Below are 24,693 nucleotides of genomic sequence, written 5' to 3' on the forward strand. Positions count from 1 at the left end.
CACGCTTCGCGGGCCGCCGGAAGCACCCGCGCGCTGCTATGCTGGCTGCCGTTCCCGCCATCCCGCACCACCCGCCATGATCGAGATCCGCGCCGCCCGCTATCCCGACGATGCCGCCGTCGTCGAAGCGATCTTCCGCGAGTACATCGCGAGCCCCACCGTCAGCCTCGCGTTCCAGGATTACGAGCCCGAACTCGCCGCGCTGCCGGGGAAGTACGCGGCACCGCGCGGGCAATTGCTGCTCGCGTGGCACGGCGAACGTGCCGTCGGCTGCGCCGCGTTTCGCGAAATCGACGCGACGACGTGCGAGATGAAGCGCGTGTACGTGCGTCCCGACGCGCGCGGGCTGAACGTCGGCCGCCAGCTCGTCGAACGGCTGCTGCGCGACGCGAAGGCGGCCGGCTATGCGCGGATGTGTCTCGACGTGCTGCCCGAATTCGTCGCCGCAAGGCAACTGTATGGTTCGCTCGGCTTCACGCCCGCGCCGCCCGTTGCGTTCAATCCGGTGCCCGGCACCGAGTTTCTCGGGCGGGATCTGTGAGGAGCACGATGCGCGCGCCGGCCGCGGCGGTTCGTCGAGCCCTCCTCGTTCCGCTGTTCGCCGCGTGGTGCTGCCATGCGCAGGCAACCCCGCTGCTGCCGCCGTCGATCGCCGCGCAGTTGCCGGCCGGCTATCAGCCGTTCGTCGCGCAGCCAGGCCCGGCACTCGGCAACGGCCTGCATAGCCTGCTCGTCGTCGTGCATCGCGCGACCGACACGCGCGAGCAGCCGTCGCCGCGGCCACTGCTCATCTATGAGGAACAGGCCGACCACACCTACCGGCTCGCCGCGCGCAACGACCGTGTCGTGATGCGTGCGAACGACGCGATGCAATGCGACCCGTTCGATCCGGAATCCGCCGCCGACGACGGGATCGCGGTGAAGGGGCGCTATTTCACGGTGCAGAACGACATCGCGTGCGGGCAGCACTGGAGCGACTACGTGACGTTCCGCTACGACCCGCGCACGCAGGGATGGGTGTTTTCCAGCGATATCCACACCGAATCGTTTCCGCTTGAAGGCAAGCCGGATTTCGTCCGTGCGACGCGCGCCGATGCGCGCAAGCCGGTTTCGTTCAGCCAGTGGAAACGCAAGGAATAGAAACCCGCGCCCAGTCGCACCTGCACCCTGTTTCAACGCGCCGCATCCGGCACCGCCAGGCGGCACTCGCTAGCACGGGCCAACCGGTCTACCATAGGCGCTCGTCGCCGTTCGGGCGCGCGCCGGCGCGGCATGCGGCTTGCGCGTCCCCCTTCCCACGTTGAACCTGCGCAGGAGGACGTCATGACGCAACACTTCGACGCGATCGTCATCGGCACCGGACAAGCCGGGCCGCCGCTCGCCGCGCGGCTCGCGGGCGCCGGCATGAAAGTCGCGATCGTCGAGCGCGGCCGCTTCGGCGGCACTTGCGTGAACACCGGCTGCATTCCGACCAAGACGCTGATCGCGAGCGCGTACGCCGCGCAGCTCGCGCGGCGCGCGGAAGAATATGGCGTGTCGGTCGGCCCCGTCAGCGTCGACATGAAGGCCGTGAAGGCGCGCAAGGACCAGATATCCGGCCGCTCGAACCACGGCGTCGAGCAATGGGTGCGCGGGCTCGACAACACGACCGTGTTTCAGGGTCATGCCCGATTCGAGCGCCCCGATGCGGTGCGCGTGGGCGACGATCTCCTCGAGGCCGACCGCATCTTCATCAACGTCGGCGGGCGCGCGCAGATCCCGCCGATGCCGGGCCTCGACTCCGTATTGTACCTGACCAACTCGACGATGATGGACGTCGACTTCCTGCCCGAGCATCTCGTGATCGTCGGCGGCAGCTACGTCGGGCTCGAATTCGGTCAGATGTACCGCCGCTTCGGCTCGCAGGTCACGATCGTCGAGAAAGGGCCGCGCCTGATCCGTCGCGAGGACGAGGACGTGTCGCAGGCCGTGCGCGAGATTCTCGCGAACGAAGGCATCAACGTGCAGCTCGACGCGAACTGCCTGACCGCGCGGCGCGACGGCGACGGCGTCGTGATCGGCCTCGACTGCACCGGCGGCGCCCGCGAGGTCGCGGGCTCGCACCTGCTGCTCGCGGTCGGCCGCGTGCCGAACACCGACGATCTCGGGCTGGAGCACGCGGGCGTCGCGACCGATTCGCGCGGCTACATCACGGTCGACGACCAGTTGCGTACCAACGTGCCCGGCATCTGGGCGCTCGGCGACTGCAACGGGCGCGGCGCGTTCACGCACACCGCGTACAACGATTACGAAATCGTCGCGGCGAACCTGCTCGACAACGATCCGCGCAAGGTGTCCGACCGCATCACCGCGTACGCGATGTACATCGATCCGCCGCTCGGCCGCGTCGGCATGACGCTCACGGAAGCGAAGCAGACCGGCCGCCGGCTGCTGGTCGGCACGCGACCGATGACGCGCGTCGGCCGCGCGGTCGAGAAAGGCGAGAGCCAGGGCTTCATGAAGGTGATCGTCGACGCGGACAGCCATGCGATTCTCGGCGCGTCGATTCTCGGCGTGACGGGCGACGAGGTCGTCCACGGGCTGCTCGACGTGATGGCCGCCGGCGCGCCGTACACGACGATCAGCCGCGCGATGCACATCCACCCGACCGTGTCGGAACTCGTGCCGACATTGCTGCAGGATCTGCATCCGGTCGATTGAGCAACTGCGGGCGGGCGCACCGGCCGGCAACGTCGGCACGCCGCACGCGCGTGTCAGGATTCGAAATACCGCGGCCGATCGATGTCGGCCAGCAGCCCTGCCTGCGTCGGCGCCCAGTCAAGCAATGCCCGCGTGCGTTCGCTCGTTGCGGGTGCATCCATCCCTGCGAACATCGCGAACCAGCCGAAGTGTTCGCCGGCTTGCGCGCCCGATTTCGACATGACTGGCACGTTCAGCCGGCGGCCGATCACTTCCGCGATCTCGCGCAACGGCACGCCCGTATCGTCGACCGCGTGATAGCGCGCACCGGCGGCGCCGCGCTCGACCGCGAGCCGGTACACGCGCGCCGCGTCGAGCCGGTGCACGGCCGGCCAGCGGTTGCCGCCGTCGCCGGGATACACCGAGGCCCCCTTCTCCCTCGCGAACGCGATCAGGCGCGGCACGAAGCCGTGATCGCCGTCGCCGTGCACCGACGGCGGCAGGCGCACGACCGACGTGCACACGCCGCGCGCGTCCAGGGCCGCTGCGGTCGCTTCGGACGCACGCGGATAGGCGGCCGATACCGGCACGTGCGGATCGTCCTCCGTCGCCGCGCGCCCGGGCGCGACGAGCGCGAGGCCCGACGTGACGACCAGCGGCCGTGCCGACCCCGCGAGCACCGCACCGATCGTCTCGATCGCGCGGCGATCGAGTTCGCAGTTTTCCGCGAAGCGCGAGAAGTCGTGATTGAATCCCGTGTGGATCACCGCATCGACGGCCTCCGCGCCGCGCGTCAGGCTGTCGAGGTCCTCCAGCGACCCGCGATGGACGTCGGCGCCCACAGCCGCTACCGCCGCGGCGGCCGCGGCGGAGCGCGCGAGGCCGAGCACCGAATGCCCGGCGGCCACGAGTTCGGCGACGACCGCGGAGCCGACGAAACCTGATGCTCCCGTAACGAGGACACGCATGTTCAACACCTCCGAATGAATGGGAGGCTTACTATCCATCGACCGTCGCGCGCGGTGAAGACGTGACGGTTTACCGGTAAACGAACTAACAGGCTATGGCTGACGCACCCGACAACCTGCTCGGCGCGTACCTTCGGGACCGTCGCGAGAAACTCGATCCGGCCGCGTTCGGGCTACCCGTCGCGCGCCGCCGCACGCCAGGCCTGCGCCGCGAGGAAGTCGCTCAGCGCGCGCACGTGAGTGCCGCGTGGTACACGTGGCTCGAACAGGGGCGCGGCGGCGCGCCGTCGGCCGACGTGCTCGACCGGCTCGCCCGCGCGCTGCTGCTCAACGACGCCGAACGCGAGCACCTGTTCCTGATCGGCCTCGGCCATCCGCCCGGCGTGCGCTATCACGCGAGCAGCGGCGTCACGCCGCGCCTGCAGCACGTGCTCGACTCGCTCGACGCCAGCCCCGCGATCGTGCGAACGGCGACATGGGACGTCGTCGCATGGAACGACGCGGCCGCCGCGACGCTGACCGACTACGCGACGCTGCCGCCGTCCGCACGCAACATCCTGCGGCTGATCTTCGTCGACACCGCGGTGCGCTACGCGCAACCGAACTGGGAACGCGTCGCGCGATTCGCGGTGGGGGCGTTTCGCGCCGACATCGCGCGCGGCGGTGCGACGCAGGCCGTGCAGGCATTCGTCGACGAGATGCGCACGACGAGCGCCGAATTCGACGCAATGTGGCGCGACCACGACATCCATTCGCACGAGGAAGGGACGAAGGAGATCCGTCATCCGCGGGCAGGCCGGATCGCGCTCGAATACTCGGCGTTCTCGGTGACCGGCCGCCCGGACCTGAGCCTCGTGATCTTCACGCCTGCGACGCCAGCCGACCGTGCACGCATCCGGACGGTCGTCGCCGCGCGTGAAGAGGCCCGAGAACAGGGCCGCGGGCCGCACGCACCGGCGGCCTGACGACGCGTCGAATCCCGCCGGCACGCGCTGCATCGCCCGGTCCGACAGCCTTCCCCATCCGGCCCCGTCACATCGCGCCGCGCCATCGCATTCCGCACTGATACCCAGTCGAATATTTAATTTTCATCTGGACAAGCGCGCCTTTACCCTTTCGGCATCGCATCACAGGGCCACCGGCCCCCCTGGAGCATTCCGATGACCGACCCCGGCACCGCGCAAGCCGTTCCCCGCCCGCACGCGGCTTCCGTATCCCATGGCGCGCTCGCGCTGCTGGTGCTGGCCGGCCTCAACCTGCGTCCGTTCCTGACCGCGTTCGGCCCCGTGCTCGACCTCGTGCGTGCCGACACGGGCCTCGGTTTCCGCGCGGCCGCGCTGCTGACCACGCTGCCGTTCGTGCTGATGGGTGTCATCGCCGGCATCGGCGTCGGGATCGCGCGGCGCGTCGGCGAGCAGCGCGCGCTGATCGGCGCGCTGGCGTTGATCGCCGCGGGTTGTACCGCGCGCCTGTGGAGCGGCAGCAGCACCGGGCTGGTCGTCACGTCGATCGTCGCGGGTGCGGGCGTCGCCGTGGTCCAGTCGCTCGCGCCGGGCCTCGCAAAGCGCTGGTTCGTCGACCGGCTGCCGCTCGCGATGGGCCTCTACTCGGCCGCACTGGTCGGCGGCGGTGCGTTCGGCGCGGTCGCGAGCCCGTGGCTCGCCGCGCACGGCGGCTGGCATCTGTCGCTCGCCGTCTGGGCCTTGCCCGCGCTCATCACGCTCGCGCTGTGGCGCGCGAAGGCGCCGCGCGACGTGGTGCATGCCGCGGCGGTATCGGCGCCCGTCACCGCGTTCGTGCGGATGCCGCGCGCATGGCAGCTCGCGCTGTTCTTCGGCCTCAGCAACAGCGGCTATGCGAGCCTCGTCGCATGGCTGCCCGCGTTCTATCGCAGCGTCGGCACGAGCACGCAGGCGAGCGGCAACCTGCTCGCGTGGATGGCGCTGTTCCAGGCGGTCGGCGCGCTCGCGATGCCGATGCTCGCGAAACGCTCGCACGATCGTCGTCCGGTGCTTTGGCTCACGCTTGCGCTGCAGACGGCAGGCTTCGTCGGCTTCGCGACGATGCCCGTGCTCACGCCGTGGCTGTGGGTCGCGAGCGTCGGCGTCGGGCTCGGCGGCTTCTTCTCGATGAGCCTGATCGTCACGCTCGACCACCTGCCCGATGCGCGACTCGCGGGCGCGCTCGCCGCGTTCGTGCAGGCCATCGGCTTCCTGATCGTCGCCGCGAGCCCGTGGTTGATCGGCTGGCTGCGCGACGCCGGCGGCGGCTTCGCGATCGCGTGGTGGATGCATATCGGCGTGATCGCGTCGATGGCCGCGTTGAACGCCACGTTCTCGCCCGCCGGCTACCGGCGCAGCATGGCGCGCCTCACCGGCGCCGCGCGCTGACACCGCCCCCCCGGATTCCCTGATCCGGACGAGCGCCGGCCTCTTCCGGCGCTCGTCCAGCCGCCCGTGCATGGCCGGGCGCGGGCTGTCACGCCCATCGGCCGCGTAACGCTTCACCTCGAACTACATCAATCGGTAATGGAGACAGTCATGAAAAAGCTCGTCATCGCCGTCGCGCTCGCGCTGACGGCAGGCGCCGCCGCCGCGAAAGACCCGGCCGTCCTGCGCCTCGGCGTCGATCCCAGCTACGCGCCGTTCGAATCGCTCGCGCCCGACGGCAAGCTCGTCGGCTTCGACATCGATCTCGGCAACGCGATCTGCGAACGCATGAAGGTGCGCTGCGTGTGGGTCGAGAACGCCTTCGACGGGATGATCCCGGCGCTGAAGGCACGCAAGTTCGACGGGGTGCTGTCGTCGATGAGCGTGACCGAGAAGCGCCTCGCGCAGATCGCGTTCACCGACAAGATCAACAACGTGGCGCCGCGCCTCGTCGCGCGACGCGGCGCGAACCTGCAGCCGACGGCCGAGTCGCTGGCCGGCAAGAGCGTCGGCGTCGAGCAGGGATCGACGCAGGAGACCTATGCGCGCACGTACTGGGAGCCGAAGGGCGTGATCGTGCGCACGTACCAGACGCAGGACCTCGTCTATCAGGATCTGATTGCCGGCCGCCTCGACGCGTCGCTGCAGTCGTCGGTGCAGGCGGATCTCGGTTTCCTGAAGACCGCGAAGGGCGCGAACTTCGAATTCGCGGGGCCGCCGCTGCACGATCCGAAGACACTCGGCGTCGGCTCGGCGATCGGCGTGCGCAAGGACGACGACGCGCTGCGCACGCAGATCAACCAGGCGCTCGCCAGCCTGATTCAGGACGGCACGTATCAGCGAATCGCGAAGAAGTATTTCTCGTTCGACATCTACAACTGACGGACGCGGCCGGCTGCGACTGGTTGCCACCGGTTTCGGCCGGTGGCACGAGCGTGCGTCGGCACGGTCGTCTTGCGTCCGCCCCCCAAATCCCCCCCTTCTGTCGGATTCTTCCGTATCGACGTCGCATACAGACAAAAACTTTCGTTCCCCGCCGCCGTTAACTCGTTCGCAGTCCCGGCGCCCCGCATTGCGAAGCGGCGCCCGTCGTCGTTCGTGATCCGGAATCCATATCCGCCGTCGGCCGCCCTTCGGGCCACCGGCAAGGGAACGTCATGCGTAAACTCACCATCCGCGGCGGCCTCGTCGCGACCATCGCCGGCTATACCGTGCTACTCGTGCTGGTGGTCGGCGCGTGCATCGCCGCGCTCTACGCCGGCAACGGCTCGCTCGAAGCGATGTACCGCGACGACACGGCGTCGTTGCTGCACCTGAAAACCAGCTCCGAGCGCATGCTCGTGTTGCGCGAACGCGTGAGCGACGTCGGGCAGATCATCAGCGCCGGCCAGCCCGCCAAGGCGGAAATCGCGCAGCTTCATACGCTTCTCAAGCAAAGCAACGACGAACTGGATGCGTACTCGCGCCTGCATGCGCGCGACGCCGACGAGCAAGCGTTGTTCGACACGCTGCAGAATCGCCGTCGCGCATTGCTCGACCAGATTTTCCTGAAGGCGATGTCGCAACTCGATCACGACAATTCGTTCGACTTCCTCGACACGCTGCGCACGGCGCCGTCGGCGCTGTTCGCCGCATACCAGGACGCGATCGACGCGCTCGAATCGTTCCAGGTCGCGCGCCAGAAGGCGCGCTACGACGCGGCCGGCGAACGCTTCCACCGGATCGTGTGGGCCATGGCAGCGGTCGCCGCGTTCGCGCTGGTGGTCGGCTTCGTCGCGCAGCGCGTGCTCGCGAAGGCGATCATCGCGCCGATCCATCTCGCCGTCGCGCATTTCGACAGGATCTCGAAAGGTGACCTGACCGGCACGGTCGTCATCCCCGGCGAAAACGAAATGGCGTATTTGTTGAATGCGCTGAAGCGGATGCAGGACGGCCTCGTCGAAACCGTGAGTCAGGTCCGCACGAGCACCGAGACGATCGTCGGCGACGTCCGCACGATCGCGAGCGGCAACGTCGACCTTTCCGCGCGTACCGAGCAGCAGGCCGTGTCGCTGCAACAGGCCGCGGCGAGCGTGGAGCAACTGACCGCAACCGTACGCCAGAATGCGGACAACGCACGCGATGCACGCACGTATGCGGAAGGTGCGGCGGGAATCGCAGCGAAAGGCGGGGACGCGATGCAGCGTGTCGTCGAAACGATGTCCGCGATTTCAAGCAGCTCCGCGCGCATCTCCGGCATCGTCGGCGTAATCGAAAGCATCGCGTTCCAGACCAACATCCTCGCGTTGAACGCCGCGGTCGAAGCGGCGCGCGCAGGCGAACAGGGGCGTGGTTTCGCAGTGGTCGCGACCGAAGTGCGCGGGCTCGCGCAGCGCTGCGCGTCGGCGGCGAAGGAGATTCGCGAACTCATCGGCAATTCGACGCAGCGCGTCGAAGACGGCAGCGGTCTCGTCGCGCTCGCCGGCTCGGCGATGACCGAACTCGTCGTCGCGGTCGAGCGCGTGAACGCGATCATGGGCGAGACGAGCATCGCATTCGAAGAGCAGTCCGCCGGCATCGAGCAGGTGAATGCCGCGGTCATCCAGATGGAGCAGACGATGCAGCGCAACGCCGCGCTGGTCGAGGAAGCGGCCGCCGCGGCGCTGTCGCTCGAGGATCAGGGCGCGCGGCTCAGCGATGCCGTCGCGCAATTCCGTCTTCGAGAAGCGGCGGCGGCGTGATGTAACCGGCCCGATTCGGGGCCGGCTGGCCGGCACGGCACGACACCCGAGCCGCGGCCCGGTGTCGTTGCTGGCAACCTGTGGATCGTCCGGTGTGCCGCCAGCGACTACGCCACCCGTTCCAGCAGGTCCGTCGCGAACGACTTCGCATGCGCGATGGCCTCCTGTGCATCGGGGAATACACCGAGCTGATCCCAGTGCTCTTCGGCCGCGTAGGTTCCTCTCACCGCCAGCGCGCGCTGAACGCACAACTGCGCCGCGTATTTGCCGTCGTCCAGCGGCCGGGCCGTCGCGACGACCTTGTGCGGCGGGCTCGCTCTCTCCGGCTGCACCAGCTCGACGGAGCCACCGGCCGTGCCGACAGCCATCAACTCGTTCCTGGCCTTGCAGTCCGGGCAGTAGAAGCACCATCCCGCGCCATCCTGAAGAGACCTGACCTGGCCGCGCGCAAGCACGGCACGACATTCAACGTTTTCGCAGATGAACGGCATAGCAGTCTCCGAAGTTGTTTGAGAGAAATCCTAGCATGTCCGTCGACGGCGAAACCAGAAAAAAAGCCGGCCCCAAATGGACCGGCCTCGCCGACATCACGCCGCGCAAACCTCTGCCGGCGCAGCGTCGTTCAGTAGTGACTGCGCCCCCACAGCGTCTTCGGCTCGTCGAGCAGGCGACGCAATCCGCTGCGCTCGATCGTCTTCTCCGCGACTTCCATCACGCGCTCGAGAATCTCGCTCTCGTCGACCGACAGCACGCGACGATCCTCCATCAGCACGCGTCCGCCGACCATCGTCATGCACACGTCGGCCGCGTTCGCGAAGCACGTCACGCGATACACCGGCATGTTCATCGGCATCATGTGCGGGCGGAACAGGTCGACGAGAACGATGTCGGCGAGCTTGCCGGCTTCGAGCGAGCCGATCTCGCGATCGAGCGACAGTGCCTTCGCCGCGTCGATCGTCACCATTTCCAGAACCTTGCCGTGCGGCAGCACGTCCGGGTCGCGGAAGTGGCGGCGATGGTAGTGCATGCACTGCCACATGTGCCGGAACATGTCGTAGCCGCGGTCGGGCGCCGCGCCGTCCGACGCGATCGCGACCGTCACGCCCGCATCGATCAGCTCGGGCACCGGGCAGCGGCCGATGATCGACATGATCGCGCTCGGGTTGTGGACGATCGCGGTGCCGGTTTCCACGCATGCGGCGATGTCGTCGTCGGTCAGGTCGATGCTGTGCGACATGAACGACGTCGGGCCGAGCAGCCCGAGCTCGCGATGCGCGAACGCGAGCGTGCCGGCGCGATGGCCGTCCTGCGTGAACGTCAGGCCGCGCTCGCGCGCAAGCGCGCCGTAGCACGCCGCCTGGTCGCGGAAGTCGCGCTCGTACCGCGCGAGTTCGGGGTCGTGCTGGGGGCCGTACACCGGCAGCGTGAGCGCGATCCGGATCCGGCCGTCGGCATCGCCGTGGCATGCATCGACGATGCGCTCGCACACGTCGTACATCGTGTCGAAATCGATGTCGCGCGTCGCGCTGCCACCCGGTGTGTGGCGTGTGTACGCACGCGGCGCGGGCGGGCGCGACGGGCCGACGGCGACGATCGAGCGCGTGCCGGTGCGCACCACTGCGTCGCAGTGGCGCCGCGCGTAGACGGGATCGTCGACACGCATGATCGAGTTGCCGCCGCCGAGCAGCGACACGCCCGTCGTCACGCCGGCCTTCAGCCGTTCGAGCGCCGCGAGGTGCGATTCGGTTTCCCAGAACGCTTCGTCGGATGCGCGCGTGTAGATCGTCTCGGCCGCGGCCGACCACGCATCGCCATCCGCGCCGCCGATCGTGCGCAGCATCGCGTGGCCCGCGTGCGCATGCGCATCGATCAGCCCCGGCAGCACGGCCTTGCGGCGTGCGTCGATCGTGCGCGCGGCACGGAAGCGCGCCTGCAGCGCCGCGGTATCGCCGACGGCGACGATGCGATTGCCCTTCACGGCGACCGCGCCGTTCTCGATCACGCGCCGCAGCGGGTCCATCGTGATCACGCAGCCGTTCGCGATCAGGGTGTCGATCGCCTCGCGCCGGTCGTCGGCTTGGTCCTCGGTAGTCATCGTTTGGTGTCCTGTCTTGATACGAAATGGTTCGGGTGCCGCCGAACGGAAAAACCGCCGGACAACTGCCCGGCGGCTCAACGGCGGCAAGACCAACGGGCTGTCACGCGGAGCGGACCGGCGCCGCCACGCGCGCCTTCAGCTTGCGCTGCACCGCGCTGATCGCGATGAACACCACCGCGTTCACGGCGAGTGCGACCAGCCCGGGGTTGATCGACGTCAGCGTGCTCGATGCGCCGGGGAACAGCGATGCGAGCGTCACGCCGTAGTAGTTCGTCATCGCGATCACGATCGCGCCGGCGACGATCCCCGCGAATGCGCCTTCCCGCGTGCCGAACGGCCGCTTCAGGAAGCTCGACGCGAGCATCGGCACGAGCTGCGTGAGCAGGCTCGACGAGAAGATCGCGAGCGTGACGAAGGTCGCGCCGCCGCGCAGCACGAAGTACACGACCACCAGCGTGAAGATCGGCAGCGCGATCCGCGCGACGCGCGTCACCTCGCGATCGGTCGCATTCGGCGCGAAGCCTTCGCGATAGATGTTGCGCGCGATCGTCGTCGACGCGTTCAGCATGATCAGCGAGCCCGGCACCAGCGCGGTCAACAGGCCCGTGCCGCCGACGACGCCGACGAACCACGCGGGGAACGTCTGCTTCACGAGACGCAGCAGCGCGAGGTCGGTCTGCGCGCCTTCGAGCCCGTGCACGGTCATCACGGCCGCGAAGCCGACGAGGAACAGGAACGCGATCAGCACCTGGTACAACGGCATCAGGATCACGTTGCGGCGCAGCGCGCGTTCGTCCTTCGCGACGTAGATCGCGGTGAAGCCGTGCGGATACAGGTAATAGCCGAGCGACGTGAGCAGGATCGTCGAGTTGTACCAGCTCAGGTTGAAGCCGTGCTCGGGCATGCGCAGCAGTTCGGGATGCGCGGCGTCGATCTTCGCGAACATCTCGCCGAGACCGCCGTAATAGTGCATCGGCAGGTACAGGCCGAGGAAGATCGCGATCGCGAGGATCAGCACGTCCTTGAAGATCGCGATGCTCGCGGAGCCGTGAATGCCCGACACGACCATGTACACGGCCATCAGCGTCGCGGCGATCCAGATCGCGGCCGCTTGCGGGATCAGCCCGTACGACATCTCCGACACGATCACGCCGAGGCCGCGCAGCTGGATCATCAGCAGCGACACCATCGCGAACACGGCCACCACCGACACCAGCACGCCGATCGCGCGGCTGTCGTACTTCGACGCGAAGTAATCGGCGAACGACACGAGCCCGCGTGCCTTCGCGTAGCGCCACACCGCGGGCAGCATCCAGTAGCCGATCACGAACGCGAGGCAGCCGTACGACAGGATGTAGAACGCGGGCACGCCCTTGCTGTAGGTCCAGCCGCTCGCGCCGAGGAACGAAAACGTCGAGAACGCCTCGCCGGCCATCAGCAGGAACGTGAGCAGCGAGCCGAAGCCGCGTCCGCCGACCGCCCACTGCTCGAGCGTGAGCTTGCGGCCGCGCCGCGCCATCACGCCGATCGCGAGCGCGAACACGGCGAACGCCGCGATGATGATGATCGATGCGTTCATCGCGCGTCTCCCGTGCGGCCGTCGCGGGCCGAGTCGCGCGCGTCGCGCTCGTCGAGATGGAACAGGATCGCGAGGATCGCGGCGGTCGCCGCCATCCAGATCAGGTTCCACACGAGCAGGAACGGCAGGCCGAACAGCAGCGGCCGCACCTCGGCGATCGAGCCGCCGGTGTACATCCCGACGAACGGCAACGCCGCCAGCAACAGTTTGAATTTCATTTCAGTCTCCTCCGGAAGACGCGCGAACACGACAGGACTTCAGAACTTCTGGCGGATGCCGACCACCACCGCCACCTGCGACGTCGTCGACGACGGGCCGTCGGTCCCGTCGATCCATGCGTGGCCGACGCCCGACGACGCCTTCTGGTAGAAGCCGTTCACGTACACGTCGGTGCGCTTCGACAGCAGGTACTGAAGGCCGGCCGACACCTGCTGGTAGTGGCCGTCATCGGCGCCGCGCGCGACCTTCGTATACGTGTAGCCGGCCGCGGCCATCAGCGCGGGCGTGATCAGGTAGCGCACGCTGCCTTCGTAGTTGCTGAAGCGCAGCGCGCCGCCCGTCGCCTGGCCGAAGTTCGAGCCCGTGTACAGCAGCCCGAGCGTCGCCTGCCCGATCGTGTAGTTGCCGCCCGCACCCCAGATCTGCTGGCGCACCGCGCTCGACAGGCCGGCGCCGAACACCGACGCCGATCCCGGGTAGTAGTTGTCGGATGCGACAGCGCCGGTCGCGCTCGCCGCCGGATGGTTCACGCGCGCATACGCGGCGCCCGCGTTCAGCGGCCCGTTCGCATACGTGACGCCCGCGCTCCAGCTGTTGTCGTTCGCGAAACCCGTCGAGTTCGAGAAGCCATACACCAGGTTCGCCTGCAGGCCCGCGATCGTCGGCGACACGTACTTGACCGCGTTGTTGGTGCGGAACGTGTTGTTGATGTCGTCGTTGTCGAACGGGTGCGTCGAGTACTGCGCGAGGAAGCTGCTCATCTGCAGCGAGCCGAGGATGTCCTGCGTCGAGTTGTACTGGCGGCCGAGCGTCACCGCGCCCCAGTTCGCGCCGCTCAGGCCGACCCATGCGGAGCGGCCGAACATCCGGCCGCCCTGCCCGAGCGCGCCGTTCGCGACGTTGAAGCCGTTCTCGAGCCGGAAGTTCGCCTTCAGGCCGCCGCCGAGATCCTCGCTGCCGATCAAGCCCCAGCGCGGGCCCGATTCGTTGCCGCCCGTGAACTGCCACAGCGCATGGCCCTTCGCGTTGTTCGTGTAGGTCACGCCGGCATCGACGATCCCGTACAGCGTCACCGTCGACTGCGCGTGCGCGGCGCCGGCGAACACCATCGCGATGGCCGCGCTCATGCACGCGGCGCCCGTCGTCCTGCCCATCATTCGCACCATCTCCGTCATCTCCTCTCCAAACCGTCTTGTCGATGTTGTGTTTTGTCGATGCTGCCCATGCGCCCGATCGGGTTGTATAGACAGTGGCTGGATGGTATCCAGACGCAATCGCATCAAGAAATGAAATGTTCAACTGGCCAGCAGTTGAAAATCGAATGGAGGGGAAATGAGCGGGGCAGGTGTGCCGTCGCAAGAGAAACGAAAGCGTGCAAGCCCGCCGGACAATGCGCGCTTTGATCTGACGTGAAGGGCTCGCGTAAGAAAGCTGACGGAACGGTGACGCGCGACGCGTCTATACGGTTTTCCCGGATAGCCCGTGCATCGGTCGCCGTAATGCGGCATCGAACGGGTTCGTGCGCGGGCCGATCGCATCGGCCTGGCGCCTGAGCAGTTCGACGATCATCGGCATCCGGTCGTCGCCGAGGCGCGACGCCAGCGTGCCGACGCTCAGCGCGCCGACCGGATAACCGGTACGGTCGAGGATCGGCACCGCGACGCCGGCCATCCCGTCGAGCACGCCGCTGTTGCGGCCCGCATAGCCGAGCTGGCGCACGCGTTCGATCTCGGTGCGCAGGTAGACCTCGTCGAGCACGCCGTAGCCTCGAACGCGCGGCACGTTGAAGCGGATCACTTCCTCGCGCTCGGCTTCCGGCAGGAACGCGAGGATCGCGAGGCTGCCCTGCCCGACGCCGAGCGCGACGCGCCCGCCGATGTCGCCGGTGAACGATCGGATCGGGAACGGCCCTTCGCACAGGTCGAGACACACCGCGTCGAAGCCGCTCTTCACGAGCAGGAAGATCGTCTCGCCGAGACTCGCGCACAGCCGCAGCAGCGCGGGCCGGCACAGCGTGCGCATGCTGCTCGGATTGCCGGCCAGTGCGGCGAGCGCGAAGAAGTCGACGCTCAGCCGGTACAGCTTCGACTGTTCGTCCTGCTCGACCATCCCTTCGGCGATCAGCGATTGCAGGATCCGGTGCGCGGTGCCCTGCGTGAGGCCGACGGCCTTCGCGAGGTGCGTGACGCGCACGCCGTCCTGCTGCATGCCGGCCAGCGCGCGCAGGATCGCGAACGCACGCTGGAGCATGCCGGTGCCCGGCGCGCCGGCCGCATCGGCGATCTCGACGGCGGCGTCCTCGTCCGGGGACGGCAGGCGCGCGGCACGCGACGTTCCGGGCGATTGGGGTTCCTGCATGCCGGCTCTCCTCGAAGATTTCATTGAACGGAATACGCGAGCCGTCATTGTCGACCCGCCGGAATGCCGCGGGCATCCGGGTGTGCACGGGATTGACGCGTGCTTTTCACCACCTGATCGCCCTTCATTCAACGGAACGATTCGCGCGCGGTTCTTCAAATCGTTCCGCTCATCGGAATTTTTCTGAAATTCATCCCGTTGAACAGAATTCGAAATTGACGCTCCGAAATATGGCTGGCTAGAGTCCGCGTCAATGACGCACCGGCCATGCGGTGTGCGAACCCGGAGCTCCCCATGTCGTTTCTCACGCTTACGGATCTGACGAAATCGTTCGGCGAGCTCACCGCCGTCGCCGACGTCAACCTGTCGGTCGAACAAGGCGAATTCGTGTCGCTGCTCGGGCCGTCGGGCTGCGGCAAGACCACGACGCTGCAGATGATCGCCGGCTTCGTCGACGTCACGCGCGGCCGCATCGCGCTCGACGGGCAGGACATCACGCACATGAAGCCGAACCGCCGCGGGCTCGGCATCGTGTTCCAGAGCTATGCGCTGTTTCCGCACATGAGCGTCGCGGAGAACGTCGGCTTCGGCCTCGACATGCGCGGCGTCGACAAGGCCGAGCGCGCCGAGCGCATCCGCGCGGCACTCGCGCTCGTGCGCCTCGATGCGCTCGCGCACCGCTTTCCGCGCGAACTGTCCGGCGGTCAGCGGCAGCGCGTCGCGATCGCGCGCGCGGTCGTGATCGAACCACCGGTGCTGCTGCTCGACGAGCCGATGTCGAACCTCGACGCGAAGCTGCGCGAGGAGATGCAGTTCGAGCTGCGCGCGATCCAGCGCAAGATCGGCACGACGACGATCATGGTCACGCACGATCAATCGGAAGCGCTGTCGATCAGCGACCGCGTGGTCGTGATGGAAGCCGGCCGCATCACGCAGACCGACACGCCGTACCGCGCGTACGAACGCCCGGAGAACCACTTCGTGTCGCAGTTCATCGGCAAGGCGAACCTGCTGCCCGGCACGATCGTCGCGCACGACGGCGACGCGATCCGCATCGACCTCGGCCACGATCTCGCGGAGACGGGCCGCACCGCGCACCTGCCGGCGCGCGAGCGCGACGTACGCATCGGCGACGCCGTGTCGGTCTGCATCCGCCCCGAGAAGCTGCGGCTGTGCGCGCCGGGCGCGGGCCGCTTCGCCGCGACCGTCACGAGCCGCTTCTTCCTCGGAAGCCAGTGGCTGTACCGCGTCGACAGCGCGCTCGGCGAAGTGCTCGTGTGCTGCCAGAACGAAGGCGCGGAGCCGCTCGCGGAAGGCGCGCCGGTCGGCGTCGACTGGCACAGCGACGCGGTGCGCGTGATGCGCCGGGAGGCCTGAATGGGACAGCCTGCCCGCCCGCTTTCGACCGACGGCGCGCCGGCCGCGCTCGCGCAATCGACCGCGACCGCCGCCTCGGCCACCGCCTCTGCCGATACGGCGCCGCCCCGCGCCGCCGGCGACCGCACGCTGCGCGCGACGTGGCGTGCGCATGCGCCGTTGTGGCTGATGTGCGCGCCCGCGTTCGCGCTGTTCGCCGCGCTCGTGCTCGTGCCGCTCGCGATGACCTTCGCGCTCACGTTCTACCGCTTCGACCCGGCCACCGGCCCGATCGCCGCGTTCCAGCTCGGCAACTACGCGGAAGTGCTCGGCTCGTCGTACTTCCATACGATCTTCGCGCGCACGTTCGGCATCGCCGCGCTGACCACCGCGATCTGCGTCGCGATCGGCACGCCGGAAGCGTACGTGCTGTCGAAAATGCGCGATCCGTGGCGCTCGCTGTTCCTGCTCGTGATCCTCGCGCCGCTGCTCGTGTCGGTCGTCGTGCGTGCGTTCGGCTGGAGCATGCTGCTGAATACGAGCGGCCTCGTGAACCAGGCGCTCGGGCTCGTCGGCCTCGGTCCGTACAAGCTCGAATACACGACGTTCGCGATCGTGATCGGGCTGGTGCACGTGATGCTGCCGTTCATGGTGATTCCCGTGTGGACCGCGCTGCAGCGGCTCGATCCGCAGACCGAACACGCGGCGCTGTCGCTCGGCGCATCGCCGTTCACGACACTGCGCCGCATCGTGGTGCCGCAGCTGATGCCAGGCGTGCTGTCGGGCAGCCTGATGGTGTTCGGGCTGTCGGCGAGCGCATTCGCGATTCCGGGCCTGCTCGGCGGACGCCGCTTGAAGGTCGCGGCGACCGCCGTCTACGACGAATTCCTCGGCTCGCTGAACTGGCCGCTCGGCGCGACGATCGCGGTCCTGCTGCTGGTCGCGAACCTCGTCGTGATGCTCACCTACTACCGCGTGCTCGAACGCCGCTATGCGCGCAGCCTCGGAGGCGCTTCCCGATGAGAAAGAACGGCCCCTTCGCCCTCGCGTTCCATACGCTCGTGATCCTGTTCGTGCTCGCGCCGCTCGTGATCGTCGTGCTCGTCGCGTTCACGCCCGACGAAACGCTGACGCTGCCGACGCACGGGCTGTCGCTGCGCTGGTTCCGCGCGATCCTCGACTATCCCGACTTCGTCACCGCGTTCGCCAACAGCGTGAAGCTCGCGTTCGCGTCGGCGACGCTGTCGCTCGCGATCGCGTTGCCCGCCGGGCTCGCGATCGGTCGCGCGACCTTTCCCGGCCGCGCGTTCCTGAACGGCCTGCTGCTGTCGCCGCTCGTGATCCCCGGCCTCGTGCTCGGCATCGCGCTGCTGCGCTTCTTCGCGCTGATCGGCGCGACCGGCTCGTTCGCGTGGCTGGTGCTCGCGCACATGATCGTCATCACGCCGTTCGTGATGCGGCTCGTGCTCGCATCCGTCGCCGGCCTCGACCGCAGCGTCGAGCAGGCCGCGTGCTCGCTCGGCGCCGATCCGTGGACGACGTTCCGCCGCATCACGCTGCCGATGATCGTGCCCGGCATCACCGGCGGCTGGCTGCTCGCGTTCATCAACAGCTTCGACGAACTGACGATGTCGATCTTCGTCACGTCGCCGCAGACGGTCACGCTGCCGGTGCGCATGTACATGTATGCGACCGAATCGATCGACCCGATGATGGCGTCGGTATCGGCGCTCGTCATCTTCATCACCGCCGGCGCGATGCTGCTGCTCGATCGCGTGTACGGCCTGAACCGGATCCTGATCGGCCAACACTGACGATGACTTCCGTTTCCCGTTCCCCCGACATCGCCGCCGACGGCGCGCAATTCGTGCGCGTCGCCGAACGCGAGCGCACCGCCATCGCGTTCACGCTCGACGGCCGACCCGCGCAGGCGCTCGCCGGCGACACCGTGCTCACCGCGATCCTCGTCGCGCAGCGCCGCGTGCGCGTGAGCGACTTCAGCGGCACGCCGCGCGCGGGCTTCTGCCTGATCGGCGCATGCCAGGACTGCTGGGTGCGCACCGAGGCCGGCACACGCGTGCGCGCATGCTCGACGCCGATCGCCGAAGGCATGCGGATTCTCACCGGCGCGCAGCACGCCATGACCGGAGATGCTTCATGAGCGACGCACTGCGACCGGTGATCGTCGGCGCGGGGCCGGCCGGCGTGCGCGCGGCCGAGGCGCTGGTCGACGCGGGGCTGCGCCCCGTCGTGATCGACGAGAACGCGCGCTGGGGCGGACAGATCTACCGGCAGCCGCCGGCCGACGGCGCGTTCGCCCGCGGCAAGCGCGCGCTGTACGGCTTCGAGGCCGCGAAGGCCGATGCCGTGCACCGGACGATGGCCGCCCTGCTGCCGCACGTCGACTACCGGCCGAACACGCTCGCCTGGGCGTGCGGCGCGGGCCGCGTCGACACGCTGCAGGACGGCCGCGAAACGACCGTGCCGTTCTCGCATCTGATCGTCGCGAGCGGCGCGACCGATCGCATGCTGCCGGTGCCGGGCTGGACGCTTGCCGGCGTCTATACGCTCGGCGGTGCGCAGGTCGCGCTGAAGTCGCAGGGCTGCGCGATCGGCGGCCGCATCGTGTTCGCGGGCACGGGGCCGTTGCTGTATCTCGTCGCTTATCAATACGCGAAGGCCGGCGCGCAGGTCGCGGCCGTGCTCGACACGAGCCCGCTGCGCCGACAGGCGGCCGCGACACGGGCGCTGCTGCGCATGCCGGCGACCTTCGCGAAGGGGCTGTACTACATCGGCTGGCTGCGCGCGCACGGCGTCGCGATCGAAACGGGCGTCACGCTCGAACGCGTGCTCGGCGAGCGGCACGTGACGGGCCTCGCATGGCGCGCGGCCGGAAGCGACGCGCCGCCGCGGACGATCGATTGCGATGCGCTCGGCCTCGGCTTCGGGCTGCGTTCGGAAACACAGCTCGCCGATCTCGCCGGCTGCCGGTTCCGCTTCGACCCGCTCAACGGCGCGTGGCTGCCGGAACGCGACACGGCCGGCCGCACGTCGGTGCGCGGCATCTACGTCGCGGGCGACGGCGCCGGCATCGCGGGCGCCGACGCGGCCGAGGCGTCGGGGCGATGCGCGGCGCTCGCGCTGCTCGACGACGCGGGCATCGTGACGCCGTCGTCCGCGCCTTCCGGCAAACCCGACGCGGCGACGCTCGAACGCACGCTCGCCCGGCTCGGCGCGTTCCGCGCGGGCCTCGAAGCGGCCTTCGCGCCGCCTGCCGCACTCGCCGCGCGCTGCCCGGACGACACGATCGTGTGCCGCTGCGAGGAAATCGACGCGGGCACGCTGCGGCGCTGCATCCGCGACGGCGAGGCCACCGAGCTGAACCGGCTGAAAGCGCTGACGCGCGCCGGAATGGGTCGCTGCCAAGGCCGCATGTGCGGCGACGCAACCGCGCTCTTGCTGGCCGCCGAAACCGGCCGCCCGCTCGCGGACGTCGGCCGGTTGCGTGCGCAACCGCCGGTGAAGCCGTTCCCGATCTCCGCCGCGCTCGCGGGCGACGACGTCGCGGCGATTCCCGACGAGGCACGCGATGAGTGAGATCCGTCACTACGACATCGCGATCGTCGGCGGCGGCCTCGTCGGCGCGTCGGCCGCGCTGGCGCTCACGCGGCGCGGGCTGCGCGTCGCGCTGTTCGAGCGTCGCGACTGCGGCGCGCAGGCGAGCGGCGTGAACTACGGCGGCGTGCGCTGCCAGGGCCGCCCGGCCGAACAGCTGCCGCTCGCGTTGCGCGCGCGGCGCATCTGGGATCGCCTGCCCGAACTGATCGGCATCGACGGCGAATTCGTCGTATCGGGCCATTTGCGGCTCGCGCGCAGCGACGCCGATCTCGACGCGCTCGATGCGTACGCGACGCTCGCCGGCGAGCACGGCCTGCCGCTGCAGGTGATGCGCGGCGACGCATTCCGCCGCCGCTACCCGTGGCTCGGCCGCGCGGCGCTCGGCGGCTCGCTGTGCGCGACCGACGGGCACGCAAACCCGCGCATCGTGTCGCCCGCGTTCGCGCGCGCGGCCCGCGCGGCGGGCGCCGACGTCTTCGAGCACACGCCGGTCGACGACGTCCTGCACGACGGCACGCGCTTTCACGTCCATGCGGGCGGCCGCGCGTGTACGGCGACGTGGCTGATCAACTCGGCCGGCGCATGGGCGAACACGATCGCCGAACGCTTCGGCGAAGCCGTGCCGATGGAGCCGATCTACCCGAACATGTGGGTGACCGAACCGCTGCCGCCGTTCATCACGCACAACCTCGGCGTGTACGGCGGCGGCGTGTACGCGCGGCAGGTCGCGCGCGGCAACTGCGTGATCGGCGGCGGGCGCGGCCGCGGCGACGGCGAATTCGGCCAGCCGTCGGTCGATACGACGCGCGCGGTGATGCGCGATGCATGCGCGTTGCTGCCCGCGCTGCGCGACGCGCTGCTGATCCGCACGTGGAGCGGCGTCGAAGGCTGCACGCCCGACCACAACCCGATCATCGGCGCGAGCCGTACGACGCCGAACCTGCTGCATGCGTTCGGTTTTTCCGGCGGCGGCTTCCTGCTCGCACCGGGCGTCGGCGAGGTGCTCGCCGATCTCGTCACGACCGGCGAAACCGCCACGCCACTCGATGCATTCTCGATCGGCCGCTTCATCCGCCAAGCCGCGCCGACCGCCCCTTTCCGTCAAGAGGAGACCCAACGATGAAACTGCTCGGAACGATCGCGGCGGCTGCCGCTCTCTGCATCGCAGGCGCCGGCGCGCCCGCGTTCGCGCAAACGAAGACGATCTATGTCGGCATGAACGGCGGCCCGATGGAGAAGGCCTATACGAGCCAGGTGCTGCCCGACTTCGAGAAGGCGAACAACGTGAAGGTCGTCGTCGTGCCCGGCACGTCGTCGGACGTGCTCGCGAAGCTGCTCGCGAACCGCAACAAGCCGCAGATCCACGTCGCGTTCCTCGACGACGGCGTGATGGCGCGCGCGGTCAGTCTCGGCGTGTGCCAGAAGCTCGACGATTCGCCGGTGCTCAAGGAGCTGTATCCGTTCGCGCGGATGAAGGACGACGTCGGCGCGGGCGTGCAGCTCGGGATGACCGGCATCGCATACAACAAGAAACTGTTCGCGGAAAAAGGCTGGGCGCCGCCGACGTCGTGGATGGACTTCGCCGACCCGAAATACAAGGGCAAGGTCGTGTTCCAGTCGGCATCGAGCAGCACCTTCGGGCTGCATGGCTTCCTCGCGATCAACCGGCTGCTCGGCGGCAGCGAACAGAACGTCGAGCCCGGCTTCAGCAAGTGGGCGAGCACGGTCGGGCCGAACGTCGTCGAATACATCCCGAACTCGGCGAAGATCTCCGAGATGGTGCAGACGGGCGAAGCCGGCCTGTTCCCGCTGACGCCGACCGGCGTCGGCGACCTGCAGGACAAGGGCATCCCGGTCGCGTATGCGAACCCGAAGGAAGGGCCGGTGCTGTTGCTCGTCGACCTGTGCGTGGTCGCGAACAACCCGGATCCGCAACTCGCGCAGAAGCTCGCGCAGTTCCTGTTGTCCGCACCCGCGCAAATGAAGGCGGCCGAGGCCGGCAAGCAGATTCCGACCAACCGTCTCGCGAAGATGCCGGCCGCGATGCAGCAAAGCCTCGGCAGCGTCGACGATCTGGTGCGCAAGGTGACGGTGGTCGACTGGACGGCGATCAACGCGCGCCGCGCGCAGTGGGATACGCGCTGGAACCGGCAGATCGAGCGATAACGGGAGACGGCGTACGGGCGGCGTGGCGAATGCGGACGACAGCACCGGGTCGCACCCGGTTCCGTTATCGCCGTCGGCGGAAGCGCCAGTCACCGCGAGGGCAGGATAACCTCCGGTTTGCGTCGCCACGTGGCAGGGTGTTGAGCGACGTGTCGCGCAGCGCGCTGCCACGTCGCATGACGGCCAGGAGCGATACACCGGGTTGCGTTGAGATCGCGCGCGCTTCAGGCCGAACAGCCACGACCGGTCCAGCGAACACGACTACACGCGTGATCCGCGGCCGAACGCTCGCGTGGGCATACGGTCGGGAATAAGGCTGACGCTGCGTATCGCCGCACGAAGCTGCTCGGTCAATGCCGCCCGAAGACGTAAGCGTGCGCGCGGCACGGAAAACATGATTGCGCTGTGGAGATGGGTATTGCCGACGCGACAGAACCACTCGGATATCGCCGCGCCCCATTTCTACACGTATCTCTACTTCCATTTCAGTCAGTTTCTACGACCGATCAACCCGCCGGAATTTTCCGGTGAAACGTCGATATGCGCAAAGAAAGGAGGGCCGGTGGGGACGTCCGGCAGCGCGAGATCGTTGTCGGAAGCCCCGCCGCCCATGCTGCAATTTCCAGGTCAGCCTTCCTTCATCCACTCCGGCTCCACATATTCCTTTACCCACATCCACTGACCCGGCTCAAACAGGTTCGTGTACTGGTTTCGCTCCGCTTGCTCTCGAGGGGTTAGCGTGCGGACATCGGGGAATTTATGTCCCTTCCGGATCATATGAATATCCGAACTGGAAGTTTTCGTGTATCCCTGCCAGATCCCCGTTTCAGGACACAGCATCCCCGTACACAGATTCATCAACCCGTATTTGTGGCGCTTCGCTTGTTGCTCTTCTAACCGGCGCTGTTCGCGTTCTTCTGGCATCAAAATCTCGTATGTGCGGCGTATCTCGACTATCCACAGTCGCTGCGGAAATGATCCATCCACCGGATTGATGTAACCAAGATCGACATCGATCGGAAATTTACTCCCTGGAATATCTTTTGAGCGGTAGCGGAAGGACTGCAAGTTGGGAGCATCGGGGGTGCGCGTCCTTATTTCATTCCCATATCGACGATTCCCTCGATGATCAATCCAATAGTCCTCTAACTGGAGAAGCGACTTGATTTCCGTGTCAGGCAGATTGGCGACCCTTGCGTCAACGACAATTCTTACCCCAGCCGGAACAATTTTCACCTTATCGCGATCCTCACTGTAGTCCTCCGGATCGTCGCCAGTGGAAAACTCAATCTCCGTCCCACGCAGCGCACGATTTGCGTACTTATAAAGAAACCCTTTTGCAGGATGGTGCGTCCACGTCGTGTAGTTTGCCCCAAAGACAATATGTTTCGGATCGTATGGCGCATCATCGCGCAGGATTGCCATTGCTGCTTCGAGAATGGTGCGCAGCACGACACGCTGCTCTTCGTCTGTCGTCTGCATTTCAAATCCCTCCCCCAATGGCGTTAAGTGAAGCATTGTATTCTCCTGTGCATGTACCGGGGTTACGCACGAAAGCACGATCAGGACGGTCCCAATAGGCTTGCACCACTTCCGCACACGCATAAGCATCTTCTTCATGTAACTGGCTCCGGTATCCATCTTCGAAATTCACCATCTTGGCCGCCGTTTCTGGCGACACTCTCAACAGCTTGCACACCTCGGCCTGTGCAATCGGCACGTCGGACTTCACATAGGCTCCGCCCGCCTGATTTTGCATGTGCGAAATCATCCAGTAATAGTGAAAAACCAACATGCGATGCAGCCCCGCCATTACCCGCGCGTCATCTGGAAGTCGCGTCTTTTCGGCCGCGTCAAAGACATCCTTGCGCATACTGTCTCCATACACCTGCATTGCCTGCGAGAACATCGCATAGTCGCTCGGATGTTGTTGAAGCAAGGCAATCATCCAGAATGTTTGCTGGCAATGTCGCGCTTCGTGATACAGCAGATCCGCGAAGGCCTTCAGGGTGCCGTCCAAGGCAGCTGCATTGCTCGACGATGCAACTATCTTCGTGATTTCTCTCTCTTGGATAGCGATTACCCAGGGTATGCCGATAAATGACGCCCTGACATCCGGGCGCATGTTGTATTGGGATTGCCCATCATTTTCATTAACGATATTTATCTTGGGAGTTGCACCATTTGATCCAATCGGATCACCTAACGGGCCATTGGGTAACCCAAATGGCCCTGCGGCAAGGGCGCTGCTCAGTATATTTTCAACCGCGAGCGCGATATTTGCCTTTAGGCTTCTTGTTATCTCGCCGCTCAACGTATTGAACCTGCCCCACTCGATCCCCTTGAGTGCCTTTTTGATCGCCGCCGTATAGGCCTTCGTCACTGGATACTCAACATCGCGGCGTATCGGCATATCGGGTGGCGTGTCGCCCTGTTTAGCCCCGTCGATGAAGTGATGGAAGCGCAACCCGAAGTTGAGCGGATCGCAGGTCGCGAACGCGGC

22 protein-coding genes and 1 pseudogene are annotated in these 24,693 nt (G+C 67.4%); 14 read left to right on the plus strand and 9 right to left on the minus strand.

Going from position 1 to position 24,693, the window contains the following annotated elements:
- Positions 1–76: 76 nt before the first annotated feature.
- From DIE23_RS05610 to DIE23_RS05620, 3 genes are all read left to right on the plus strand, one after another.
- A complete protein-coding gene (locus tag DIE23_RS05610; RefSeq protein WP_044845332.1) occupies positions 77–541 on the plus strand; it encodes a GNAT family N-acetyltransferase in 465 nt (154 codons plus the stop codon).
- An 8-nt stretch (positions 542–549) separates the two neighbouring features.
- The gene (locus tag DIE23_RS05615) at positions 550–1,140 is read left to right on the plus strand and encodes a hypothetical protein (protein ID WP_124611200.1); all 591 of its coding nucleotides are present in this window, start codon (positions 550–552) and stop codon (positions 1,138–1,140) included.
- A gap of 183 nt (positions 1,141–1,323) precedes the next feature.
- Positions 1,324–2,700, plus strand: coding sequence for an FAD-containing oxidoreductase (locus tag DIE23_RS05620; protein ID WP_124611201.1), 1,377 nt, complete (start codon positions 1,324–1,326; stop codon positions 2,698–2,700).
- A 53-nt stretch (positions 2,701–2,753) separates the two neighbouring features.
- On the opposite strand, the gene DIE23_RS05625 is transcribed toward DIE23_RS05620, so the two are convergent.
- The gene (locus DIE23_RS05625) at positions 2,754–3,647 is read right to left on the minus strand and encodes an SDR family oxidoreductase (protein WP_124611202.1); all 894 of its coding nucleotides are present in this window, start codon (positions 3,645–3,647) and stop codon (positions 2,754–2,756) included.
- A gap of 95 nt (positions 3,648–3,742) precedes the next feature.
- On the opposite strand from DIE23_RS05625, the gene DIE23_RS05630 reads away from it, so the two are divergent.
- The 4 genes from DIE23_RS05630 (at position 3,743) to DIE23_RS05645 (ending at position 8,796) form a co-directional block, all read left to right on the plus strand.
- The gene (locus DIE23_RS05630) at positions 3,743–4,612 is read left to right on the plus strand and encodes a helix-turn-helix transcriptional regulator (protein WP_124611203.1); all 870 of its coding nucleotides are present in this window, start codon (positions 3,743–3,745) and stop codon (positions 4,610–4,612) included.
- A gap of 195 nt (positions 4,613–4,807) precedes the next feature.
- The gene (locus DIE23_RS05635) at positions 4,808–6,037 is read left to right on the plus strand and encodes a cyanate transporter (protein ID WP_124611204.1); all 1,230 of its coding nucleotides are present in this window, start codon (positions 4,808–4,810) and stop codon (positions 6,035–6,037) included.
- Between the two features lie 150 nt (positions 6,038–6,187).
- On the plus strand, positions 6,188–6,958 hold the full coding sequence (locus DIE23_RS05640; RefSeq protein ID WP_124611205.1) for an ABC transporter substrate-binding protein: 771 nt from the start codon (positions 6,188–6,190) through the stop codon (positions 6,956–6,958).
- 275 nt (positions 6,959–7,233) lie between these two features.
- Positions 7,234–8,796: a methyl-accepting chemotaxis protein gene (locus tag DIE23_RS05645; protein WP_124611206.1), complete on the plus strand. Its 1,563-nt coding sequence runs from the start codon at positions 7,234–7,236 to the stop codon at positions 8,794–8,796.
- A 107-nt stretch (positions 8,797–8,903) separates the two neighbouring features.
- Here the strand turns inward: DIE23_RS05645 and DIE23_RS05650 are convergent, their stop codons facing one another.
- The 6 genes from DIE23_RS05650 to DIE23_RS05675 all read right to left on the minus strand — a co-directional run bounded on the left by DIE23_RS05650 (position 8,904) and on the right by DIE23_RS05675 (position 15,050).
- Positions 8,904–9,287, minus strand: coding sequence for a hypothetical protein (locus DIE23_RS05650; RefSeq protein WP_124611207.1), 384 nt, complete (start codon positions 9,285–9,287; stop codon positions 8,904–8,906).
- Positions 9,288–9,418: 131 nt separating this feature from the next.
- Positions 9,419–10,891, minus strand: coding sequence for an amidohydrolase family protein (locus DIE23_RS05655; RefSeq protein WP_124611208.1), 1,473 nt, complete (start codon positions 10,889–10,891; stop codon positions 9,419–9,421).
- Between the two features lie 103 nt (positions 10,892–10,994).
- Entirely contained in the window at positions 10,995–12,473 is a 1,479-nt protein-coding gene (locus tag DIE23_RS05660) for a sodium:solute symporter (protein WP_124611209.1), read from the minus strand.
- On the minus strand, positions 12,470–12,691 hold the full coding sequence (locus tag DIE23_RS05665; protein WP_124611210.1) for a DUF3311 domain-containing protein: 222 nt from the start codon (positions 12,689–12,691) through the stop codon (positions 12,470–12,472). Before DIE23_RS05665 ends, DIE23_RS05660 begins: the two co-directional genes overlap by 4 nt.
- 39 nt (positions 12,692–12,730) lie before the next feature.
- A complete protein-coding gene (locus DIE23_RS05670) occupies positions 12,731–13,858 on the minus strand; it encodes a porin (protein WP_124611229.1) in 1,128 nt (375 codons plus the stop codon).
- A gap of 292 nt (positions 13,859–14,150) precedes the next feature.
- Positions 14,151–15,050 carry an IclR family transcriptional regulator gene (locus DIE23_RS05675; RefSeq protein WP_124611211.1) on the minus strand — a complete coding sequence of 300 codons (900 nt, stop codon included), beginning with the start codon at positions 15,048–15,050 and terminating at the stop codon, positions 14,151–14,153.
- Positions 15,051–15,344: 294 nt separating this feature from the next.
- Between DIE23_RS05675 and DIE23_RS05685 the strand changes: the two genes are divergently transcribed.
- From DIE23_RS05685 to DIE23_RS05715, 7 genes are read left to right on the plus strand one after another with little or no spacing between them, the layout of a single operon-like run.
- Complete coding sequence (locus DIE23_RS05685) at positions 15,345–16,427, plus strand: ABC transporter ATP-binding protein (RefSeq protein WP_059532006.1); 1,083 nt, start codon at positions 15,345–15,347, stop codon at positions 16,425–16,427.
- Positions 16,428–17,429, plus strand: a complete 1,002-nt coding sequence (locus tag DIE23_RS05690) for an ABC transporter permease (protein WP_124611212.1) — start codon at positions 16,428–16,430, stop codon at positions 17,427–17,429.
- Positions 17,426–18,220: an ABC transporter permease gene (locus DIE23_RS05695; RefSeq protein WP_057925826.1), complete on the plus strand. Its 795-nt coding sequence runs from the start codon at positions 17,426–17,428 to the stop codon at positions 18,218–18,220. The genes DIE23_RS05690 and DIE23_RS05695 overlap by 4 nt, the downstream gene beginning before the upstream one ends.
- 2 nt (positions 18,221–18,222) lie before the next feature.
- Positions 18,223–18,567, plus strand: coding sequence for a (2Fe-2S)-binding protein (locus DIE23_RS05700; RefSeq protein ID WP_124611213.1), 345 nt, complete (start codon positions 18,223–18,225; stop codon positions 18,565–18,567).
- A complete protein-coding gene (locus tag DIE23_RS05705; protein WP_124611214.1) occupies positions 18,564–20,003 on the plus strand; it encodes an NAD(P)/FAD-dependent oxidoreductase in 1,440 nt (479 codons plus the stop codon). Before DIE23_RS05700 ends, DIE23_RS05705 begins: the two co-directional genes overlap by 4 nt.
- Entirely contained in the window at positions 19,996–21,147 is a 1,152-nt protein-coding gene (locus DIE23_RS05710; RefSeq protein ID WP_124611215.1) for an FAD-binding oxidoreductase, read from the plus strand. Before DIE23_RS05705 ends, DIE23_RS05710 begins: the two co-directional genes overlap by 8 nt.
- Positions 21,144–22,190, plus strand: coding sequence for an ABC transporter substrate-binding protein (locus tag DIE23_RS05715; RefSeq protein ID WP_124611216.1), 1,047 nt, complete (start codon positions 21,144–21,146; stop codon positions 22,188–22,190). Before DIE23_RS05710 ends, DIE23_RS05715 begins: the two co-directional genes overlap by 4 nt.
- A 627-nt stretch (positions 22,191–22,817) precedes the next feature.
- Here the strand turns inward: DIE23_RS05715 and DIE23_RS05720 are convergent.
- Together DIE23_RS05720 and DIE23_RS40010 are read right to left on the minus strand one after the other, a co-directional pair.
- A complete protein-coding gene (locus DIE23_RS05720) occupies positions 22,818–23,708 on the minus strand; it encodes a hypothetical protein (protein ID WP_260435979.1) in 891 nt (296 codons plus the stop codon).
- Positions 23,674–24,693: pseudogene (locus tag DIE23_RS40010) on the minus strand (type VI secretion system tip protein VgrG); the annotation flags it as partial. The pseudogene DIE23_RS40010 and the gene DIE23_RS05720, both read right to left, overlap by 35 nt.

The organism is Burkholderia sp. Bp9143, from assembly GCF_003853645.1.
GTDB lineage: Bacteria > Pseudomonadota > Gammaproteobacteria > Burkholderiales > Burkholderiaceae > Burkholderia.

What these genes read in the sequence shown, in the direction of transcription:
- DIE23_RS05610 (WP_044845332.1), top strand. Translation starts at nt 77, where the DNA reads ATGATCGAGATCCGCGCCGCCCGCTATCCCGACGATGCCGCCGTCGTC.
- DIE23_RS05615 (WP_124611200.1), top strand. Translation starts at nt 550, where the DNA reads ATGCGCGCGCCGGCCGCGGCGGTTCGTCGAGCCCTCCTCGTTCCGCTG.
- DIE23_RS05620 (WP_124611201.1), top strand. Translation starts at nt 1,324, where the DNA reads ATGACGCAACACTTCGACGCGATCGTCATCGGCACCGGACAAGCCGGG.
- DIE23_RS05625 (WP_124611202.1), bottom strand. Translation starts at nt 3,647, where the DNA reads ATGCGTGTCCTCGTTACGGGAGCATCAGGTTTCGTCGGCTCCGCGGTC.
- DIE23_RS05630 (WP_124611203.1), top strand. Translation starts at nt 3,743, where the DNA reads ATGGCTGACGCACCCGACAACCTGCTCGGCGCGTACCTTCGGGACCGT.
- DIE23_RS05635 (WP_124611204.1), top strand. Translation starts at nt 4,808, where the DNA reads ATGACCGACCCCGGCACCGCGCAAGCCGTTCCCCGCCCGCACGCGGCT.
- DIE23_RS05640 (WP_124611205.1), top strand. Translation starts at nt 6,188, where the DNA reads ATGAAAAAGCTCGTCATCGCCGTCGCGCTCGCGCTGACGGCAGGCGCC.
- DIE23_RS05645 (WP_124611206.1), top strand. Translation starts at nt 7,234, where the DNA reads ATGCGTAAACTCACCATCCGCGGCGGCCTCGTCGCGACCATCGCCGGC.
- DIE23_RS05650 (WP_124611207.1), bottom strand. Translation starts at nt 9,287, where the DNA reads ATGCCGTTCATCTGCGAAAACGTTGAATGTCGTGCCGTGCTTGCGCGC.
- DIE23_RS05655 (WP_124611208.1), bottom strand. Translation starts at nt 10,891, where the DNA reads ATGACTACCGAGGACCAAGCCGACGACCGGCGCGAGGCGATCGACACC.
- DIE23_RS05660 (WP_124611209.1), bottom strand. Translation starts at nt 12,473, where the DNA reads ATGAACGCATCGATCATCATCATCGCGGCGTTCGCCGTGTTCGCGCTC.
- DIE23_RS05665 (WP_124611210.1), bottom strand. Translation starts at nt 12,691, where the DNA reads ATGAAATTCAAACTGTTGCTGGCGGCGTTGCCGTTCGTCGGGATGTAC.
- DIE23_RS05670 (WP_124611229.1), bottom strand. Translation starts at nt 13,858, where the DNA reads ATGGTGCGAATGATGGGCAGGACGACGGGCGCCGCGTGCATGAGCGCG.
- DIE23_RS05675 (WP_124611211.1), bottom strand. Translation starts at nt 15,050, where the DNA reads ATGCAGGAACCCCAATCGCCCGGAACGTCGCGTGCCGCGCGCCTGCCG.
- DIE23_RS05685 (WP_059532006.1), top strand. Translation starts at nt 15,345, where the DNA reads ATGTCGTTTCTCACGCTTACGGATCTGACGAAATCGTTCGGCGAGCTC.
- DIE23_RS05690 (WP_124611212.1), top strand. Translation starts at nt 16,428, where the DNA reads ATGGGACAGCCTGCCCGCCCGCTTTCGACCGACGGCGCGCCGGCCGCG.
- DIE23_RS05695 (WP_057925826.1), top strand. Translation starts at nt 17,426, where the DNA reads ATGAGAAAGAACGGCCCCTTCGCCCTCGCGTTCCATACGCTCGTGATC.
- DIE23_RS05700 (WP_124611213.1), top strand. Translation starts at nt 18,223, where the DNA reads ATGACTTCCGTTTCCCGTTCCCCCGACATCGCCGCCGACGGCGCGCAA.
- DIE23_RS05705 (WP_124611214.1), top strand. Translation starts at nt 18,564, where the DNA reads ATGAGCGACGCACTGCGACCGGTGATCGTCGGCGCGGGGCCGGCCGGC.
- DIE23_RS05710 (WP_124611215.1), top strand. Translation starts at nt 19,996, where the DNA reads ATGAGTGAGATCCGTCACTACGACATCGCGATCGTCGGCGGCGGCCTC.
- DIE23_RS05715 (WP_124611216.1), top strand. Translation starts at nt 21,144, where the DNA reads ATGAAACTGCTCGGAACGATCGCGGCGGCTGCCGCTCTCTGCATCGCA.
- DIE23_RS05720 (WP_260435979.1), bottom strand. Translation starts at nt 23,708, where the DNA reads ATGCTTCACTTAACGCCATTGGGGGAGGGATTTGAAATGCAGACGACA.